The 18849-nt window shown below is 41.1% G+C and carries 18 protein-coding genes and 1 pseudogene; 5 read left to right on the top strand and 14 right to left on the bottom strand.

What is annotated here, in order from left to right; all coding sequences use genetic code 11:
- The 4 genes and pseudogenes from TZ94_RS07360 to TZ94_RS07345 all read left to right on the top strand — a co-directional run.
- Positions 1-308: pseudogene (locus TZ94_RS07360) on the top strand (DUF3796 domain-containing protein); the annotation flags it as partial.
- A 2-nt stretch (positions 309-310) separates the two neighbouring features.
- The gene (locus TZ94_RS07355) at positions 311-535 is read left to right on the top strand and encodes a helix-turn-helix transcriptional regulator (protein ID WP_045613392.1); all 225 of its coding nucleotides are present in this window, start codon (positions 311-313) and stop codon (positions 533-535) included.
- Between the two features lie 392 nt (positions 536-927).
- Positions 928-1734, top strand: a complete 807-nt coding sequence (locus tag TZ94_RS07350; protein WP_045615556.1) for a peptidylprolyl isomerase — start codon at positions 928-930, stop codon at positions 1732-1734.
- A 27-nt stretch (positions 1735-1761) separates the two neighbouring features.
- The gene (locus TZ94_RS07345) at positions 1762-2001 is read left to right on the top strand and encodes a zinc-ribbon domain-containing protein (RefSeq protein ID WP_080929480.1); all 240 of its coding nucleotides are present in this window, start codon (positions 1762-1764) and stop codon (positions 1999-2001) included.
- 61 nt (positions 2002-2062) lie between these two features.
- Here the strand turns inward: TZ94_RS07345 and TZ94_RS07340 are convergent, their stop codons facing one another.
- From TZ94_RS07340 to TZ94_RS07295, 10 genes are all read right to left on the bottom strand, one after another.
- Positions 2063-3604 carry an ABC-F family ATP-binding cassette domain-containing protein gene (locus TZ94_RS07340; RefSeq protein ID WP_045615554.1) on the bottom strand — a complete coding sequence of 514 codons (1542 nt, stop codon included), beginning with the start codon at positions 3602-3604 and terminating at the stop codon, positions 2063-2065.
- A complete protein-coding gene (locus TZ94_RS07335) occupies positions 3585-4079 on the bottom strand; it encodes a VanZ family protein (RefSeq protein ID WP_045615552.1) in 495 nt (164 codons plus the stop codon). Before TZ94_RS07335 ends, TZ94_RS07340 begins: the two co-directional genes overlap by 20 nt.
- A 1-nt stretch (position 4080) precedes the next feature.
- Positions 4081-5166 (bottom strand): 23S rRNA (adenine(2503)-C(2))-methyltransferase RlmN, encoded by a 1086-nt coding sequence (gene rlmN, locus TZ94_RS07330; RefSeq protein WP_045615550.1) that lies wholly within the window; start codon positions 5164-5166, stop codon positions 4081-4083.
- 20 nt (positions 5167-5186) lie between these two features.
- Positions 5187-5717: a YutD family protein gene (locus TZ94_RS07325; RefSeq protein WP_045615547.1), complete on the bottom strand. Its 531-nt coding sequence runs from the start codon at positions 5715-5717 to the stop codon at positions 5187-5189.
- A 163-nt stretch (positions 5718-5880) separates the two neighbouring features.
- A complete protein-coding gene (gene gla / locus TZ94_RS07320; protein WP_045615545.1) occupies positions 5881-6777 on the bottom strand; it encodes an aquaglyceroporin Gla in 897 nt (298 codons plus the stop codon).
- 158 nt (positions 6778-6935) lie between these two features.
- The gene (locus TZ94_RS07315; protein ID WP_045615542.1) at positions 6936-8102 is read right to left on the bottom strand and encodes an ATP-grasp domain-containing protein; all 1167 of its coding nucleotides are present in this window, start codon (positions 8100-8102) and stop codon (positions 6936-6938) included.
- A gap of 12 nt (positions 8103-8114) precedes the next feature.
- The gene (locus TZ94_RS07310) at positions 8115-8855 is read right to left on the bottom strand and encodes an esterase family protein (RefSeq protein WP_045615539.1); all 741 of its coding nucleotides are present in this window, start codon (positions 8853-8855) and stop codon (positions 8115-8117) included.
- 21 nt (positions 8856-8876) lie between these two features.
- Positions 8877-9701 (bottom strand): alpha/beta hydrolase, encoded by an 825-nt coding sequence (locus TZ94_RS07305; RefSeq protein WP_045615536.1) that lies wholly within the window; start codon positions 9699-9701, stop codon positions 8877-8879.
- Between the two features lie 135 nt (positions 9702-9836).
- The gene (gene thiI, locus TZ94_RS07300; protein WP_045615534.1) at positions 9837-11051 is read right to left on the bottom strand and encodes a tRNA uracil 4-sulfurtransferase ThiI; all 1215 of its coding nucleotides are present in this window, start codon (positions 11049-11051) and stop codon (positions 9837-9839) included.
- An 8-nt stretch (positions 11052-11059) separates the two neighbouring features.
- Positions 11060-12202 carry a cysteine desulfurase family protein gene (locus tag TZ94_RS07295; protein WP_045615531.1) on the bottom strand — a complete coding sequence of 381 codons (1143 nt, stop codon included), beginning with the start codon at positions 12200-12202 and terminating at the stop codon, positions 11060-11062.
- 136 nt (positions 12203-12338) lie between these two features.
- Here TZ94_RS07295 and TZ94_RS07290 point away from each other — a divergent pair, with 136 nt between their 5' ends.
- Positions 12339-12743, top strand: coding sequence for a DUF6556 family protein (locus TZ94_RS07290; RefSeq protein ID WP_045615529.1), 405 nt, complete (start codon positions 12339-12341; stop codon positions 12741-12743).
- A gap of 38 nt (positions 12744-12781) precedes the next feature.
- Here the strand turns inward: TZ94_RS07290 and TZ94_RS07285 are convergent, their stop codons facing one another.
- From TZ94_RS07285 to TZ94_RS07270, 4 genes are all read right to left on the bottom strand, one after another.
- Positions 12782-15064: a DNA translocase FtsK gene (locus tag TZ94_RS07285; RefSeq protein ID WP_347228210.1), complete on the bottom strand. Its 2283-nt coding sequence runs from the start codon at positions 15062-15064 to the stop codon at positions 12782-12784.
- A 138-nt stretch (positions 15065-15202) separates the two neighbouring features.
- Entirely contained in the window at positions 15203-17158 is a 1956-nt protein-coding gene (locus tag TZ94_RS07280) for a PTS fructose transporter subunit IIABC (protein ID WP_045615528.1), read from the bottom strand.
- The gene (gene pfkB, locus TZ94_RS07275) at positions 17155-18066 is read right to left on the bottom strand and encodes a 1-phosphofructokinase (RefSeq protein ID WP_045615525.1); all 912 of its coding nucleotides are present in this window, start codon (positions 18064-18066) and stop codon (positions 17155-17157) included. Before pfkB ends, TZ94_RS07280 begins: the two co-directional genes overlap by 4 nt.
- Entirely contained in the window at positions 18063-18803 is a 741-nt protein-coding gene (locus TZ94_RS07270) for a DeoR/GlpR family DNA-binding transcription regulator (RefSeq protein ID WP_045615524.1), read from the bottom strand. Before TZ94_RS07270 ends, pfkB begins: the two co-directional genes overlap by 4 nt.
- Positions 18804-18849: the final 46 nt, after the last annotated feature.

The raw sequence follows: 18849 nt of genomic DNA, 5'->3' as shown, positions 1-18849 counted from the left end.
CGACCCCAAGCGAAAGTTCTGGTATTAAAGAATGGATTTTGGGAATTGGCCTCGTTATTGAAGTGATTGTATTTGGTTTTTTCTGTTTGAAAAATGTCAAGGAAACTCCGGACGAACGCTTTTATGCTAATTTAGCAAAGGCAGCAAGCTTAATGTTTGTTTTTATACTAGGCGCACTGATGATTCTAGCAGTTATCATTGGGTATATGGGGTCTCTCACTCTTTACATGGGCCAGATCTTTATTAGCATAGCTGCCTTGATTTTCATCTTTGCGGTTGTCTATCTTATCTTGGAACGGAGAGGATAAGTATGTCCAAAGAAAGCAATATTATTACTAATCTCAAATCTGTTCGTGAGTCCACAGGCATGACCCAGCAGGAGTTAGCCGACCTCATCGGCATGCGACGCGAGACAATTCTTCACTTGGAAAATAACCGTTACAATCCTTCGCTGGAAATGGCTCTTAAAATTGCTCAAGTTTTTAATCTGAAAGTAGAAGACCTCTTTGAACTCAGACAAAAAGAGGAAGCATAATTCTTTTCGAGACCTAGTATTAAGTTCATTGATTAATTAGGAATTGAAGCCAAAAGAAAAATCCTTTGAAAATATAGTAATTCTTATGGCATTGATATCCCAAAATATTTAGATACGCTTGTTGAAAAAGGCTATGCTACCATGAAAAGGAATATTCTTAAAAAGAAGGGGGTTACTGGACTCTCCAAGATGAAGTCCGCCGAATAGAATCAAGTAATCATTGACCTCCATCCTAAAAAGAATCTTTAATCAACCAAAGCTGGTTGATTTTTTGACTGTAGAAATTTCGTACCATCATTTTTCCAGTGGCTTATATGTACACCAACCACTTACATTTGAAATCCCCTTTCTTTTACGGTACAATAGTAAAAATGATTTTTGAAAGGACTAATATGAAAAAATTAGCTACACTACTACTCATTTCAACTTTTGCTCTTGGTGGATGCACAAGCATCCAACGTGCACTTCGTGGTGATGATTACGTGGATTCTAAAATTGCTGCTGAAGAGAGTTCGAAAGCTGCTGCACAAGCAGAAAAAGATTTGAAAGACGCCTTAACAAACGAAAATGCTAACTTCCCTCAACTTTCTAAGGAAGTAGCTGAAGATGAGGCTGAAGCTATCCTTCACACAAGTTTGGGTGATATTCGTATCAAACTTTTTCCAAAGCTAGCGCCTCTTGCAGTTGAAAACTTCCTTACTCATGCAAAAGAAGGTTACTACAATGGTGTGACTTTCCACCGTGTGATTGATGGATTTATGGTACAAACTGGAGATCCTAAGGGAGATGGAACAGGTGGAGAATCTATCTGGCACGATAAAGACAAAACCAAGGACAAGGGAACAGGTTTCAAAAACGAAATCTCTCCATACCTCTATAATATCCGCGGTTCCCTATCTATGGCCAATACTGGTCAACCAAGCTCAAATGGTAGCCAGTTCTTCATCAACCAAAGTACAACAGACTATTCAGCTAAACTTCCTACAAATAGCTATCCTAAGAAAATTATCGAAGCCTACAAAGAAGGTGGAAATCCAACTCTTGATGGGAAACACCCCGTCTTTGGTCAAGTCATTGATGGGATGGATGTAGTAGATAAAATTGCCAAGGCTGAAAAAGACGAAAAAGATAAACCAACTACTGCTATCACTATCGATAGTATCGAAATTGTTAAAGACTACGATTTCAGTAAACAATAACACCATTAACTATAAGGAGATGTAAAAATGATTCTATTTTGGGGGTCAAAAGGTTACCAAAAAGTATTGGGACATACACAGACTACTATCGAATGCGGTCATTGTAACAATGTTGATACTTGGGAAATTACAGAATACGGACGTAAGTTTACTCTTTACTGGATTCCACTCTTTCCTTACGGAAAAACTTATTTCGTTTCTTGCCCGATTTGTCACTACGGTAAAGAAATCCAAAAATCTGAGATTGAAACCTATTTGAATTACTAGCCAAAAAGCCAAGTCACACAGACCTGGCTTTTTCCTATTCTAGTTTTATGGAATTCTCTTTTTATGTTAACTCATTGAAATCCCAGATTTGATCCATCCATCCTTCATAGAAGTCTGGTTCATGGCAAACCATGAGGATAGAACCCTTGTATTCTTTCAAAGCACGTTTGAGTTCATCCTTGGCATCCACATCTAAGTGGTTAGTAGGTTCGTCTAGAACAAGGACATTGTTCTCACGGTTCATCAAGAGACAGAAACGCACCTTGGCTTGCTCCCCACCTGACAAGACCTGAACCTGACTTTCAATGTGTTTAGTCGTCAAACCACAGCGGGCAAGAGCTGCACGGACCTCTGCTTGATTGAGCGCCGGAAAGGCATTCCAAACTGCTTCCAGTGGTGTCTGACGATTGCCTCCTTCCACTTCTTGCTCAAAGTAGCCGAGTTCTAGATAGTCCCCACGTTCAACCTCCCCAGCAATTGGAGGAATAATCCCCAAGAGACTCTTCAAAAGTGTTGTTTTCCCGATACCGTTAGCACCAATAATGGCAACCTTTTGATTGCGTTCAAAGGTCAGATTTAATGGTTTAGTAAGAGGACGGTCATACCCAATCTGCAAATCCTTGGCTTGGAAGATAAATCGTCCAGGTGTACGAGCAGTTTTGAATTCAAAGGACGGCTTTGGTTTCTCACTTTGAAGCTCGATGATATCCATCTTGTCCAATTTTTTCTGACGAGACATGGCCATGTTACGCGTTGCGACACGTGCTTTGTTTCGAGCCACAAAGTCCTTGAGATCCGCAATTTCTTTCTGTTGACGCTCATAGGCTGCTTCCAGTTGCGATTTCTTCATGGCATAGACTTCTTGGAACTGGTAGTAATTGCCTGAATAGCGTGTCAACTGTTGATTTTCAACGTGATAGACGATATTGATTACATCGTTGAGGAAAGGAATATCGTGCGAAATAAGAACAAAGGCATTCTCATAGTTCTGAAGATAACGCTTGAGCCAGTCAATATGTTCAGCATCTAGATAGTTAGTCGGCTCGTCCAGAAGCAAGATATCTGGCTTTTCAAGAAGAAGTTTGGCTAAAAGCACCTTGGTTCTTTGTCCACCTGACAAAGCTGTTACATCTGTGTCCATCCCAAAGTCCATGACACCAAGAGCACGCGCGACTTCGTCAATCTTAGCATCCAAGGTATAGAAATCACGGCTTTCCAAACGGTCTTGCAGTTCTCCGACTTCCTCCATTAAGGAATCAATATCAGCCCCATCTTCTGCCATTTCCATGTAGAGATCATTGATGCGAGCTTCGGCTTTGAATAATTCGTCAAAGGCAGTGCGAAGAACATCACGTACGGTTTGACCTTCTTTGAGCACAGCATGCTGGTCCAGGTAACCTGCTGTCACGTATTTAGACCATTCCACCTTACCTTCATCAGGTAGCATTTTACCAGTCACGATGCTCATAAAGGTTGATTTCCCCTCACCATTGGCACCGACTAAGCCGATGTGTTCACCCTTGAGGAGACGGAAAGACACGTCTTCAAAAATCGCACGGTCTCCAAAACCGTGACTCAAATTCTTAACTTCTAAGATACTCATTCTTATTCCTTATCTTGTTTCTATGTAGTAGTTTATAAAGGACCCAAGCCAGGTAGCCACCCAAAGTATTGGTCCATAAATCATCAATCTCAAATACCCTGTTAAAATCAAAGAAAAAATCTAAAATTAGTTGCGTACACTCGATGCTCAAGCTCAATAAAAAGCTAAACAAAATCACTTTCTTCGTTTTTCTTAGAGCAGGTATAAGATAGAGAAGCTGGAAAATCAATGGGAAGAGCAAGAGGATATTTAAGGCGTTTTGCAAAAAAATCCAAAACAGCTGTAAAAGGCTGGTTACTTCTCCCAGATTCCAAAGGGAGTTAAAAGGGGTCAAAAGAAAAACCAGGCGTCCAAAAGTTTGAATACCTGGAGTTTCCACTCCTGTAGGAAGTTGAGGCTGGGGAGTAAAGCAAAAACAGACGATACAAAGACTGTATAGCACGACTCCCAAGCTTAGTAATTTTTTTTGTTTCATCTTATGGATTTACTTCAGCTACTGCTTTTTGGCGATCACGTTTCATGGTATTTGAACGCAATTGTCCACATGCTGCATCGATATCAGTACCATGTTCCTGACGAACAACACAGTTGATGCCTTTCTTCTTGAGCGTATCATAGAAGGCCATCACGCACTCTTTAGGACTACGGCTGTACTGGTCATGTTCACTAACTGGGTTGTAAGGAATCAAGTTGACATAGGACAATTTCTTGATATTTTTCAGCAATTCTGCCAACTCAAGCGCTTGTTCGACTCCATCATTAACTTCATTGAGCATGATGTACTCAAAAGTAACACGGCGGTTAGTTGTCTCGATGTAATACTCAATAGCTGCAAAGAGTTTTTCAATCGGGAAGGCACGGTTAATCTTCATGATGCTTGAACGAAGTTCATTGTTTGGCGCATGAAGTGAGACAGCAAGGTTAACCTGTACACCTTCATTAGCAAACTCGCGAATCTTGTGGGCCAAACCTGAGGTTGAAACAGTGATATGGCGAGCTCCGATTGCCATTCCCTTATCGTCATTGATGGTACGGATAAAGTTCAAAACGTTATTGTAGTTGTCAAACGGTTCTCCAATACCCATAACAACGATATGGCTAACACGTTCATCTTGTCCACGTTCGTCAAAATATTTTTGAACCAACATAATCTGTGCAACAATTTCTCCGTTATTGAGGTCACGTTGCTTCTTAATCAAACCTGATGCACAGAAGGTACAACCAATATTGCATCCTACCTGCGTGGTTACACAGACTGACAAACCATAATGTTGACGCATCAGTACAGTCTCAATCAGCATACCATCTGGTAACTCAAAGAGGTACTTGACTGTTCCATCGGCTGACTCTTGAACGATACGTTGTTTCAAGGGATTGACAACAAACTGCTCGTTGAGCTTGGCAATCAAATCCTTAGACAAGTTGGTCATTTCTTCAAATGTCTGAACACGTTTACGGTAAAGCCACTCCCAAATCTGATCAGCACGGAATTTCTTTTCTCCTTGCTCCAAGACCCATTCTTGCATGCCTTGGCGTGTTAAACTATAAATCGACGGTTTCATCTTTTCTCCTTATTCTTTGGTCATTTCTGACGAATAACAAAATGACGGTCTTCCTTAACCTCTTTTTGAGGTTTTTGCTCTTTTCGACGACGTCTATTTCTCTTGTCTGTATGATTTTTTTTCTTGTTTTGGGAAGGTTTCTTACCTCTTCGAGAGTCTTTTTCTTCCTCTTTTTTGCGAATCTTCTGGTCGAAAGATGCTCGTTTCGGCGCCTGATTTTCTAAAACGAAATAGGCACAACCATAACTACAGTATTCCAGTAGATAATCTTGTAAACGACTGATTTTCTCGAGAGATTCTTCAGCTCGCTCATTCTTGTAGAATCCTCGCAAGCGCAACTGCTCATTGCTCCAGTCTCCTACAATATAATCATACTTGTTTAAAACTTCCGAAAAGCGTTGAGTAAAAGCTGTTGCATCAAAGGCTTCCTTACTATTTTCAACCAAGTTGAAGGTAAATCCTTCAGCCTCGACTTTATCTCCAGATAGATGAAATTCTGGACCAGGAAATTTATTGTAATTATATAATTCAGGTGCAATTTCTTTACGCATAATATTCCTTTTTAACGTTTACTTAATACTCTATTTTACCATATTTTTGCCATATTTACATCTTTTGATTTAAAATGAAAAAAGTCTGACGATTTCACCCTTTAATTCTAAAAGACACATCTGTACAAAAAAGAAAAAACTGGGAAAACCCAGTTTTTAAATATTATAGGTAAAGTAATTTGAAAAGTGCTACAGCGGCAATAGCAGCAGCAATCGGTGCAACTACTGGTACCCAAGCATACCACCATTTTGAATCACCCTTGTGTTGACCAAGGATTGATTTAGGAAGTACTGCGTGAAGAAGACGTGGTCCAAAGTCACGAGCTGGGTTCAAACCTGGTCCTGAAGGTCCTCCAAGTGAAGTAACCAAAGCCATTACCAAGAAACCAAGTGCCAAGTGTGCAACAGCTGAAGAACCATTTGTTGATTGTGCAAAAATATTGTGGATAGCATTTTTAACATCTGATTCTGCGATTTTTTGACCTGCTAATGTAGCTTGCTGAACTTGTTGTTGAACTGTAGATTCTGCGACAGCTTTAAGTTCCGCACCAAAATGTAGTTTTGTCAAACCAAGAGCTGCAAAGAAAAGAACAAATGAACCGACGAACTCATTGATAAATCCGTTAACTGTTGCTGCATAGCGTGATTCTTTTGTACCATGGTCCAAACTTGAAATAGTTGAGAAAGATCCCAAAATGTTATTTGGGTTTTCAGTTTGCAAGTAGTATGGACGGTGAGTTGCAACAACCAAGGCTTGTCCGAAGATTGCTCCCAAAACTTGAGCAATGATGTAAAATGGTACTTGCCCCCATTCAAAGAGACCGCTAACTGCAAGTCCAAGAGTGAAGGCTGGGTTGATGTGGTTACCAGAAACGTTACCAAACATCAAAGCTGGGATCATAACCCCCATACCGTAACCAACAGCGATAACGAGCCAGCCACTTTGGTGACCTTTCGTACCTTTAAGTTCAACGTTGGCAACTGCACCATTACCTAAGATAATCAAGATGGCTGTTCCCAAAAATTCAGTGGCATATTTGACTGCCCATGTGAAATCCATTGATAGATTCTCCTTAATATTTTTTAGACAATCCCTATTCTATCAATTTTTAAACCTTTTAGCAACAGATTTTCTAAAAGAATCCAAGGGGAAAACGCTTTTATTTCAAGCCTACAAAAAAGACCTAACAAACATCTTTTGTTAAGTCCTAATTTCGATTATTCTTGACGCTGACCAAAGTCCTTAATCATCTGCTCCATTTCCTCACGACTTGGTGTCGTTAGCATATAGAGATAATCTCCTTGCAATTCAGCAAAGGCTGCTGGCATGACCTTCTTGACCTTAAACTGCTGACCGTATTTAGCAAGTAAGTCTTCTTCTGAATAAACATAGTTGGCATTGGCGCGACGAGATGTTGCCAAGCAATACTGGGTTTCAAATGGAGACTCTGGGAATGCTTCACCTGCAACGATAGCTGCATAGCCCTTGTACAAATCAAAAGAATGGGCATAGTTATAGACATCAATAGTGAAACCACCCGCTGGACGGTTATTGTATTCAATAGCGATATAGTCATCACCCTCACGGAAGAACTCAATATGGAAGAAACGTTCCTTCATGCCAAATTCTTTGACAATTGCTTCACCATATTTGCGTAATTTAGGATCCATATCTTTGAGAACGTAATAAGAATTATCCATCTTGTAGATCATGAGATCGAGGGGGGTGTGTGCGTAGTCAAAAGTCGTAGAAAAGACAATATTTCCATCTCTATCTACCAAACCATCGAAGGTACAGATCTCACTAGAGGTGACAAATTTTTCAAAGAAATAAACGGTTGAATGGTCCCATTCAGCCTTAAAGTGATTGATATCATCTTCAGTTTCAAGTTTGAAGGTTGCGGCAGCTCCTACTCCATTATCAGGTTTTGCAATCATAGGAAGACCGATTTCTTTCACAGCTTTATCAACATCTGCTTCTGTTTCAATAACAGCACCTGGCACAACTGGAACTCCTGCTTTTTTGAAGAGTTTTTTCATCTCAGACTTGAACTTGGTCTTCTTGAGGTCTTCTGGTTTGGCACCAAAAACATTGAATTGTTCACGAAGAGCAGCGTCCAACTCTAGCCAGTATTCATTGTGTGATTCGATGCGGTCAATTGGACCATGCTTATAAAAAAGAAAGGCGACGGCGCGTTTAACCTCATCAATGTTTTCAAGATTATCAACTCGGAAGTACTCCGTTAAGCTATTGCGCAATGGTTCATCTAGTTGTTCATAGGGTTCTTGCCCAATCCCTAGAACTGTGATTCCTTTATTAGCTAGTTCAATACTAAATTGTTGGAAATTTTGTGGGTAATAGGGTGAAATTACAAGATAATTCATAAGCGACTCCTTTTATAGACTCATGTGACCGAGAAAATAAGGCATTTGTTTGCGCCACCATTCCCAGTCATGGGCGACATCGTGCCCCCATTCTGCAAACCAGGCAGGAATTTGTTTTTGGTCAAAGGCTTCTTTGAGTTTGTAGTAAGAAGGTAAGCCATCATGTTCCCAGGCTCCTAATCCCGTACAGATCACAATTTCAGCTTGACGATAACGATCGATAAACCAGCCGTCATTTTGATTCCAGATATAGTCTACTGGTGAATTTTGATAGATGGCATCATCATTGTAGTAATCACCAACAAAGAAACGTGCGTCGTAAACTCCACTAAGGGCAATCACTTTCGTGAAGACATCTGGATGTTGTAGGAAGAAGTTGAGAGCATGATAAGCTCCCATAGAACAACCTGTTGTCATCATACCGTCGAACCAACCCGTCTTATGCTTGATAAAAGGAATGGCTTCTTCGATAACGTATCGCTCATAGGCACGGTGCATTTCAGCTTGGTCGTGACCGTTTTTCCAAGTTGCAAGCCAGCTCTCACTATCGACACTTGAAAGTGTAAAGAACTGAACACGGCCTTCCTCGATAAAGGACGCACAAGCATCAATCATGCCAAAATCATAGTATTCATTGTGGCTACCACCTGAAGAAGGAAAGACTACAATAGGGATACCCGCATGTCCATATCGGTTTACGTACATTTCACGATTTAGATTTCCACTCCAGTGGCTAAGATGTTCAATATTCATATCCTGTCTCCTTTATACTATTTACCAATTTTCTGCAAAAAAGCGTAGGCAAGCTGGTAGATTTTCTGACCATGGCACTTCATGGTGAATGGCTCCAGCCTGAACCTTGAGAGAGAGATTTTCCAACTGCACTCCTCCTGCTATCAAATCATGATAATAGCGAAGGGATGAGTCGATATAGGCCTGCTTAATATTACCAGCCATTAGTGTCTTATCAGTATCATCTGCTTCTTCCGTTCCGACGTAAATAAAGACACGTTGGTCAGGCAAGAGTTTCTTACGCTCAATATAGCGATCAAAAGCCTCTTGGTGAAGCCAGTTAGCAGATGAAAAGACACCCAAGCAGCCAATCTGGTCTTGATACTCCAAGCCGATAAATTGGGTAATATTCCCACCCAGAGAAGATCCTATCATGGCAGTGTGTTTACAATCTGATTTTGTCCGATAGTTTTCATCGATAAAGGGCTTAACCACTTCCATGACAAACTCTGCGTACTCGACACCTTTACCACCAAATTGTTGACCAGGGATGTTAGACTCTTGGAATTTCCATGCTGCATACTCGTTCATCCGTCCAAGTCCATCATTGTCAATAGCCACGATAATCATGCGACTGATATCCGGATTTCGCTTGATGGCTGGGATAATCTTCCAGGAATGGCCTACGTAGGATTCCTTACTATAAAAGACGTTTTGTCCATCATGGAAATACACCACAGGATAACTTCTATCCGTATCTTTCTCATAGTTTTTAGGGAGGAGAACACGTACGCGACGCTCCTTACCTGTGTAGGGAACCACCAATTTATGCTCTCGCATTTTTAAATAAAAATAAGATTGATTCATTGTCAGAAAACTCTCTATATTCAAAATTTTATCTAATTATATCATAAAAATAGGAAAAAAGTCAGTTTCCGTCCAAATTTAGGACAATAAACTAACTTTTTTTACTTATTTTATCTTTTCCTCTGGTTTTTCTGATTAAAGGAGATCATCGATCAACTCATCGACCGCATCCTTCTCAGCCTGAGGTGTAATTTCAGTAATCATGATTCCCGCTACTGCACGTTCAACCAATCCTTCAACATCCATTCGAGCTTCATACTGCTCTGCATTCTTAATCTTAGGATTTGTCTTCGGACGATCTGGTGCAAAAATGGTACAACAGTCTTCAAAGGGCTGTATAGAGATTTCAAAGGTATCAATTTCTTGCGCAATATCAATGATTTCTAGCTTGTCCATAGTTACAACTGGACGAATGATTGGTGTGTTGGTCACAGCATTGATAGCCTGCATACTTTCAAGGGTTTGACTAGCCACCTGACCAAGACTTTCCCCATTGATGATAACCAAGCCATTTCGTACCTCACGGATACGATCTGTAATGCGCATCATAAAGCGACGAGTCAGCGTCATCAGATAGGCTTCTGGCGCCTTGGCTTTAATTTCTTCTTGAATCTCCGTGAATGGCACTTCGATAAACTGGATATTACCACCGAATTTGGTCAATTTACGGGTCAAATCCTGTGCTTTCTTGAGGGCACCTGGACTTGTGTAGGGAGGGCTCGCAAAGTGAACAGCCTCGATATCCACTCCACGTTTTAGAGCTAGATATCCAGCAACTGGTGAGTCAATCCCTCCTGACAACATGAGCATACCTTTTCCAGAAGTTCCTACCGGCAAACCACCTGCACCACGAATGGTTTCATATGAAAGGTAGGCTGCTTCTTCACGAATCTCCACTTGAAGGTTAATGTCAGGATTTTTCATTTGTGCTTGCACATTTGGAATAGCATCAAATACTGCTCCACCGAGAGTTTGGTTGAGTTCTCGACTGTCTAGCTCAAAGTTGTGGTCGCTACGCTTACTTGAGATTTTAAAGGTCATCCCTTCCTTGTAGATGTCTTTCATAATCTCTTGAACAGCAGACTTAAGAACTTCTACGGATTTTTCAACCTTATATACTGGAGAAAAATTTTGAATCCCGAAAACTTGCTTGAGAGATTCTGCCACAGGTTCATAATCTGCCCCATTCAGATAAGCATGGGCACGATCGCGGTCTGCTGTCACTTTAACTTGAGGATAGATGGATAAAACGTCCGAAATATTATTGCGAAGTTTATTGATGAAACGCATACGGTTTTTACCTTTGGTTGAAAGTTCCCCGTAGCGAATCATAATTTCTGAATATTGCATGAATACTCCTATCTTACTTTTCTAGTTTGATTGTAAATTAATTTTAGTTTGGTCAAGAACTGCTCCACTTGACTCATGTCATTTTCTAGGTCTAGACTGACGCGTACTGCTGACTGAGCCTTATCTTTTTCAACCCCCATGGCAATCAAGGTGCCTGCAGGTTTTCCTGCCTTGGACGAGCAAGCAGAGGTTGTGGAGATGAAAATATCATAGTCCTCAAATGCATGAACGATGACTTCACCACGGACACCCTTAATCCCAAAGGTCAGAATATGAGGAGCAAAATCTTCTTCTCCTGAGAAAACAAAAATATCAGGATAATTAAGAAGGGCTTGACGGATAACCTCTTTCATCTGACTTGTTTTGCTAGCAAATAAGTCCAATCTCTCCATAGCCAAACGTAGGGCCTTGGCAGTCGCAGCAATTCCTGCTACATTCTCAGTTGTGGAACGATAGTCGCGCTCCTGGCCACCACCGGTTAATAGGGGGGTGATTTTCTTGCCAGACTTAATGTAGACAAAGCCAACACCCCGAACTCCGTGGAACTTATGACTGGAGAAGGTCGCAAAATCAACTCGGTCTGCCAAATACTTTTCTGTTGGTATTTTTGCCAAAGCCTGAACAGCATCAACATGGAAAGAAATGGTTGGTTTATCTGCTAAAAGCTCTGAAATAGCTTGGATGGGCTGGATGGAACCAATTTCATTGTTGACTGCCATGATGGAGACTAAGGTCGTATCAGCTCGAAGCAAACTTGCCAAGGCCTCTACATCTACAAAGCCTTTTTTATCTACTGGTGCAAAATCCACTTCAAACCCTTGAGTCTTCAGCCAGAGAGCTGACTCCTTGACTGCTGGGTGCTCAATGTCAGATACAATAATGTGTTTGCCAAATTGCGCTTTTTCGAATGCAATCCCTTTGATAACCCAATTATCCCCTTCAGTACCACCAGATGTAAAGAAGATTTCCTCGCATTTCTTGCCAATCAAATCTGCAATCTGTTGACGAGAAGCTTCTAAAATTCGTGTTGCCTGATCTCCCAAACGATGGAGACTGGATGGATTTCCTACAATTTTCGAAGCGACCTGCATATAGGTTTCAAGAGCTTCAGGATAAGGCTTAGTCGTTGCCGAATTATCAAAGTATATCATGGTTTCTCACGCTTTCTAAAATCACTCCTTCTATTGTAACACGAAACAGTTCAGGCGACAAGAAAGGCAATTCAGGTTCATTTAAGTTTTTTTTAAAGATTTTGAGTATAATGAATCATGACAAAGGAGAGAAATTATGTCTAACTATCGTAGAAGTTCAAAGCCTAAGACCGAACACATCAAAAAAGGATTCACTGTTTTTCAAAAAACAATTGCAACGATTGCTAGTATTTTAGGTTTGATTACGGCTAGTATCACGATTATGAATGCCTTTGATAAAGAAAAAGATAAAAAAGATACAAATCCGCACACAACCATTATCAAGGAAATCCAAAAGGAAGCTCCTGCTCAATCGAACGCTCCTGCTCAGAATCAAGGAAGTAACCAAGATACTAATTCTGCAAATAGTGGAGTTGACAATAAAAACAATAATGTTCAATCAGAAGAGACTACTCAAGCTTCTAACAACGTCCCAAAAAATCAAACTGATGGAGTTGCTCAATCTGATACAGTTGCGACAGACAATAAAACAAATCCTTAACAATAAAGCTTCTCTCCAGTTTCGGAAAGAAGCTTTTTTTATTGTTGTAAGACTTTTCGAGGTTTTGTACCTTCAGCTGGACCGATAACACCAGCCATCTCTAATTCTTCCATCAATCGAGTTGCTCGGTTAAAACCAACTGATAAACGACGCTGAATCATGGAAGCACTCGCCTTTTGTGTCTCGATGACAAGGGCTTTTGCTTCTTCAAAGAGTGGATCACCAGCATCATCGCTAGAACCAAAGTCGCTTTCAGTCTCGGACACTTCTCCAGGGTCAAAGCTTTCATCATAGTCAGCATCTGCTTGGGACTTGATGAAGTTCACAATACGCTCGACATCATCATCTGAGATAAAGGAACCTTGAAGACGAACTGGATGGTTTTCATCGATTGGCTTAAAGAGCATATCTCCTCGACCAAGCAATTTCTCAGCGCCATTTTCATCCAAAATCGTCCGTGAGTCTGTTCCTGATGAAACAGCGAAGGCTACACGAGACGGAACATTGGCCTTAATCAAACCAGAGATAACATCTACTGAAGGACGTTGGGTTGCAAGGATCATATGGATACCAGCTGCACGCGCCTTTTGTCCTAGACGGATAATAGCATCTTCTACTTCCTTGCTGGCAACCATCATGAGGTCAGCTAACTCATCGACAATCACAACGATTAAAGGTAGCGGTACTTGTTTGTATTCGGACTGAGCGTTAAACTCTTCTACCTTAGCATTGAAACCAGCGATATTTCGAACGCCGACTTTAGCAAAGAGTTCATAGCGGTTTTCCATCTCGTCAACAACCTTTTGCAATGCCTTGCTAGCCTTACGAGGATTGGTCACAACTGGAATCAAGAGATGAGGGATATCGTTGTAGACTGAAAGCTCAACCATCTTTGGATCGACCATCATGAATTTGACTTGGTCTGGGCGTGCTTTCATCAGAATACTTGCAATAATGCCGTTAACCGCAACAGATTTACCAGAACCTGTAGAACCGGCCACTAGCAAGTGAGGCATTTTTGCCAAATCAAAACTACGAGCTGTTCCGTTAACGGCCTTCCCAAGAGGAATTTCTAAAAGGTTTTCAGGCTTAGTCTGAGATTGTTCCCAAAGCTCACGGAAGGATACAGTTGCAATTTCCGAGTTAGGAACTTCGATACCTACCAAGGATTTCCCAGGAATCGGTGCTTCGATACGGACATCTTTAGCAGCCAAAGCCAAAGCTAAATCGTCTGCTAGATTTGAAATACGGTTGACACGGACACCAACTGCAGGTTTAACCTCATACTTGGTCACCGACGGACCGATTTCTGCTCTTTCTACAGTCACTTTAATACCAAAACTTGCGAAGGTCTCTTCCAAAATTTTAATATTTTCTCGAACGATTTTCTTTTCTTTTGACTGATCTTTTGGTTTATCTGGCGCAAAGAGTTGCAAGCTTGGAAGCTTATACTCCAAGGCTTTTTTAGCAGAAAAATCTACTTCAACCTCTTCGTCATCATCATCTTCAGAGAAAACTTCTTCCTCTGGATAGTCTCCTTCTTCAGGGGAATAAAAATCAGCTTGCGGGAGAATAATCTCAGGTTCTAGCCATTCCTCCTCTGGAAGTGGAGGAAATTCTTGCAGTGGTTCGTCTGATAAGATTTCTCCAGTTTCCATATCTACAGGCTGCATGTCAAGCAAAGCCTGCTCGTCTCTTTCTTTCTCGAGTCTTGCTTGTTCTTCTACTTCTCTTCGTGCCTTTTCTTCTTCACGCTTGACAAAGCGTTCTTGTTTTTTCTGTTCGCGACGTTCCATCCAGATAGAAAATCGTGCTGAGAGAAAATCAGCAATATCATAGATAGACCATGGACTCATTAAAAGAGCTCCGATTAGGATTAAGATGGCCCCTATGAAATAGGTACCGATGTTTGAGAACAAAAAGGCTACCGGAATGTAGAGACCTACCCCTAACAAGCCTCCCCCTGCAAAACTTGTTACTTGAAAACTGGTTAAATCTTTAAAGATTTGTCCAATCGTTCCTTGAAAAACAGCATTTGCCATGCTAAGCTTCCAGACAAGATAAGCTTGAAAGATGAGGAGCAAGCCTGCAAAAATAAAGAAGAAACCTGCTAGCAAGCCTTCTTGTTTATGAATCCATTTAAAGAAGAATAGATAAATCAAGAGAGAGAAAATAGCTAAGTATGCTAAACTCCCTACGAGTAAGCGAATCAGGTTATAAACAGTGATTCCGACAGCTCCCCATTTGAGGGCTGCAAAAATTAAACAGATAGCTAAAGCTAAAGAAATCAGCATTCGTTGAATCGCTTGTTTTCTTTCCAATTCTGCTTTAGACGGTCTTCGTCTTGTTTTAGTTGTATTCTTGTTTGCCATGCTTCTATTATATCATATTTCAGAAACTTTTCGAGGGGTTAAAAAATGACTGCCCACTTTCGTGTTCAGCCATTTGAGTATTTGTGATTATTTTTCTAATGGTTTACGAAGGTAACCGTAAACGACACCACTGACAATTGCTCCTACCAAGACAAAGACAAGATAAAGAAGAGCATTTGAAGTAAGGGCGATAACGAAGATTCCTCCGTGAGGAGCCATGAGTTTGATATTTGCAAGACCAACGAGTCCACCTGCTACCGCTGATCCAAGGATGAAGCTTGGGATAGCACGAGCTGGGTCTGCTGCACCAAATGGAATCGCACCTTCAGTGATGAATGACAAGCCCATAACGATGTTCGTCAAACCAGAGTTACGTTCTTCTTTGGTAAATTTATTCTTGAAGAGGAGAGTTGCGACAAAGATTGCAAGTGGTGGAACCATTCCTCCAGCCATAACTGCTGCCATAGCTACTGAACCACCTGTTGCCACTGTTGCTGCAAGGGTACCCGTACCAAAGACGTAGGCTGCTTTATTGACAGGTCCACCCATATCGACAGCCATCATTCCTCCAAGAACGACTCCAAGAAGGACAGCTGATCCACCTTCAAGACCACCAAGGAAGTTGTTCATACCAGTGTTGATTGCGGCCATTGGGATATTAACAGCTAGCATGACAAAGCCTGTCAAGATTGTTCCAAAAAGCGGCAAGAGAAGGATTGATTTAGCACCTTCAAGTGAGCGAGGAACCTTCACGTATTTCTTAACCAAGAGCACCAAGGCACCTGCGATAAATCCACCAACAAGGGCTCCAAGGAAACCTGATGATACTCCTGCAAGTGCTGAAGTTGCTTCACCACCTTGAGCGTAAGGGATTTTACCAAAGGCAAAACCTTCTTTAGCGATAGCACCAGCTACGAAACCTGCTACCAAACCTGGTTTTTCAGCGATTGAGTAAGCAACATATCCTGCAAATACTGGAAGCATCAAACCAAAGGCTGCACCACCGATTTTCATGAACATAGAAGCAAGTTCATGGTAAGATCCAAGATTTCCGAGGCTATCATTTGGCACACCCATAGCACCATCAATCAAGAAGGCAAGGGCAATCATGATACCACCACCGATAACAAATGGCAACATTTGAGATACACCACTCATCAAGTGTTTGTAGAAGGCACCACCGATACTTTGTTTTTCAATAGATGCTGTTGTAGCTTTTGCTCCATTAGCAGCATGATAAACTTCAGCATTTCCAGAAAGAGCAAGGTTGATCAATTCTTCAGTTTTACGGATACCGTCTGCTACTGGACGATTTACCAATGGTTTGCCATCGAAACGATCCATTTCAACTGCTTTATCTGCAGCGATAATTACAGCTTTAGCCTTGCGGATATCTTCTGCTGTCAATTGGTTACCGACACCACTAGCACCGTTGGTTTCAACCTTGATACCAACACCCATTTCAGCAGCCACTTTTTGAAGAGCTTCTTGAGCCATATAAGTGTGGGCGATACCTGTTGTACAAGCAGTTACAGCAACGATAAAGTCATCAGAACTATTTGCAGGTATTTGAACTGGCTCTTGAGCTTTTTCTGAAGCTTGGTCAAAGAGTTCAATGACTTGATCAGCTGATGTTACTTGACGAAGCTTATCAGCAAATCCGTCTTTCATCAAATATTGTGACAATTCTGCTAAGGCAGCCAAGTGAGTATCATTGGCACCTTCTGGAGCAGCAATCATAAAGAAGAGGTCAGTTGGTTGTCCATCTAGACTTTCGTAGTCAACACCCTTATTTGACTTAGCAAAGAGAACAGTCGCTTCTTTAACTGCAGCATTTTTGCTGTGAGGCATTGCGATACCGTCACCCAAACCTGTAGAAGTCAAAGCTTCACGCGCCAAGATTCCTTCTTTGAAGGTTTCGAAATCTGTCACATATCCGTGCTCTACCAAGCTATGAATCATTTCTTCGATAGCTGCTGTTTTTTCAGTTGCTTGTAAATCAAGCAACATCACATCTTTTCTCAGTAAATCCTGAATTTTCATCTTTTTTCTACCTCAACTTTTTCATAAGTTTCTTTAATAAATGCTGCAGTCGCCAAGTCATCAGAGAAGGTAGTTGCTGTTCCACAAGCCACACCCCATTTGAAGGCTTCTACTGCGTCTTTTGATTTGACAAACTCACCCGTAAATCCAGCAACCATTGAGTCACCAGCTCCCACTGAGTTTTTCACTGTTCCCTTGATTGGTTTAGCAAAGTAGGCTCCCTCTGATGTTACCAGAAGGGCACCATCACCAGCCATGGAGATGATAACATTTTGAGCACCTTTAGCCAGCAGTTCTCGAGCGTATTTCTCTATTTCATCAAGGCTTTCAAGCTTGACTCCAAAGATAGCTCCCAGTTCATGATTATTTGGTTTGACCAAAAGTGGTTGATAATCCAAACTATCAATCAAGGTCTGACCTTCAAAATCACACACAACTTGTGCGCCTGTCCGACGGGTCAAGGCAATCAAATCCTTATAAATAACATTGCCTAAGTTTTTAGCACTCGATCCCGCAAATACAACTGTATCCTCTGCTGTTAGACTTGAAAGGATAGCTTTCAACTCCTCCAGTTGATCTGCTTCAACAGTAGGACCAGTCCCATTGATTTCGGTTTCTTGGTCTGCTTTGATTTTAACGTTGATACGCGTATCTTCTGCAACTTGCACAAATCGCGTTTCAATTTGCTCCTCAGCTAAAGTATCTGTGATAAATTTACCAGTAAAGCCTCCGATAAATCCAGTCGCTGTATTTGGAATATCTAGACGTTTCAAGACGCGACTGACATTGATTCCCTTACCACCAGCAAACTTATCATCACTATCCATACGATTAACACTACCAACTTCTACTTTATCCAAACGGACAATGTAGTCAATAGATGGATTGAGTGTGACTGTATAAATCATACTTCTATTACCTCCGTTTTTTCTTTGATAGCTGGCAAGAGCTCATGACCCTTGCTAGTAATGACGATAGCTCGTTTTAGAGGGGCAACTTTAGCGAAACAAGACTGACCAATCTTAGATGAATCCGCCAAAACATAGGTTTGTTTGGCATTTTCTAAGATAGCACGCTTAACCGCTCCTTCTTCCATATCCGGAGTTGTAAAGTAACCTTCATCTACACCATTCATTCCAATAAAGGCACGATCAAAGTGCAGTTGGTTAATCTGATTGAGAGCTACTCCTCCGATACTGGCATCAGTTGTCATCTTGACTCCACCACCGATAATCACCGTTGGGATTTGCTTATCCACTAACAGCACCGCATGGTGAATGGAATTGGTTACCACTGTAATGTCTTTTCGCTCCAATTCTTTAATGAGAAAGGCTGTCGTACTTCCTGCATCTACAAAGATAACATCTTTTTCTTTGATGAGAGAAGCTGCTTTTTGAGCAATCAACTTTTTCTCTTGAAGGTTTTTGACAGATTTTTCTTGAATGGTTTCTTCTTCTTGTAAGGAGTGAGGCAACTCAGCTCCCCCATGCACTCGACGAAGTTTATTTTCAGATTCCAATTCATCTAAATCACGTCTAACTGTTGATTCTGAAGTATCTAGCAAGCCTACTAATTTCTCTAGAGAAACGATTTTATGCTTACTCAATTCTTCTAAAATCAACTTTTTTCTCTCGCTTTTTAGCACCTACTCACCTCCTGTTAACGATTACATTAATCATTCTATCACAAAA

It is taken from the genome of Streptococcus infantis, assembly GCF_000960085.1.
In the GTDB taxonomy this organism is placed as follows: Bacteria; Bacillota; Bacilli; order Lactobacillales; family Streptococcaceae; genus Streptococcus; species Streptococcus infantis_C.
This window is presented reverse-complemented; position numbering and strand designations above follow the sequence as displayed.

Bases quoted from the DNA above. Each gene is read 5' to 3' on its own strand.
- TZ94_RS07295 (WP_045615531.1), bottom strand. From the start codon at position 12,202: ATGATATACTTTGATAATTCGGCAACGACTAAGCCTTATCCTGAAGCT.
- rlmN (WP_045615550.1), bottom strand. From the start codon at position 5,166: ATGAAACCGTCGATTTATAGTTTAACACGCCAAGGCATGCAAGAATGG.
- TZ94_RS07280 (WP_045615528.1), bottom strand. From the start codon at position 17,158: ATGAAAATTCAGGATTTACTGAGAAAAGATGTGATGTTGCTTGATTTA.
- TZ94_RS07340 (WP_045615554.1), bottom strand. From the start codon at position 3,604: ATGAGTATCTTAGAAGTTAAGAATTTGAGTCACGGTTTTGGAGACCGT.
- TZ94_RS07345 (WP_080929480.1), top strand. From the start codon at position 1,762: ATGATTCTATTTTGGGGGTCAAAAGGTTACCAAAAAGTATTGGGACAT.
- TZ94_RS07310 (WP_045615539.1), bottom strand. From the start codon at position 8,855: ATGAATATTGAACATCTTAGCCACTGGAGTGGAAATCTAAATCGTGAA.
- TZ94_RS07355 (WP_045613392.1), top strand. From the start codon at position 311: ATGTCCAAAGAAAGCAATATTATTACTAATCTCAAATCTGTTCGTGAG.
- TZ94_RS07305 (WP_045615536.1), bottom strand. From the start codon at position 9,701: ATGAATCAATCTTATTTTTATTTAAAAATGCGAGAGCATAAATTGGTG.
- TZ94_RS07325 (WP_045615547.1), bottom strand. From the start codon at position 5,717: ATGCGTAAAGAAATTGCACCTGAATTATATAATTACAATAAATTTCCT.
- thiI (WP_045615534.1), bottom strand. From the start codon at position 11,051: ATGCAATATTCAGAAATTATGATTCGCTACGGGGAACTTTCAACCAAA.
- TZ94_RS07335 (WP_045615552.1), bottom strand. From the start codon at position 4,079: ATGAAACAAAAAAAATTACTAAGCTTGGGAGTCGTGCTATACAGTCTT.
- gla (WP_045615545.1), bottom strand. From the start codon at position 6,777: ATGGATTTCACATGGGCAGTCAAATATGCCACTGAATTTTTGGGAACA.
- TZ94_RS07315 (WP_045615542.1), bottom strand. From the start codon at position 8,102: ATGAATTATCTTGTAATTTCACCCTATTACCCACAAAATTTCCAACAA.
- TZ94_RS07290 (WP_045615529.1), top strand. From the start codon at position 12,339: ATGTCTAACTATCGTAGAAGTTCAAAGCCTAAGACCGAACACATCAAA.
- pfkB (WP_045615525.1), bottom strand. From the start codon at position 18,066: ATGATTTATACAGTCACACTCAATCCATCTATTGACTACATTGTCCGT.
- TZ94_RS07350 (WP_045615556.1), top strand. From the start codon at position 928: ATGAAAAAATTAGCTACACTACTACTCATTTCAACTTTTGCTCTTGGT.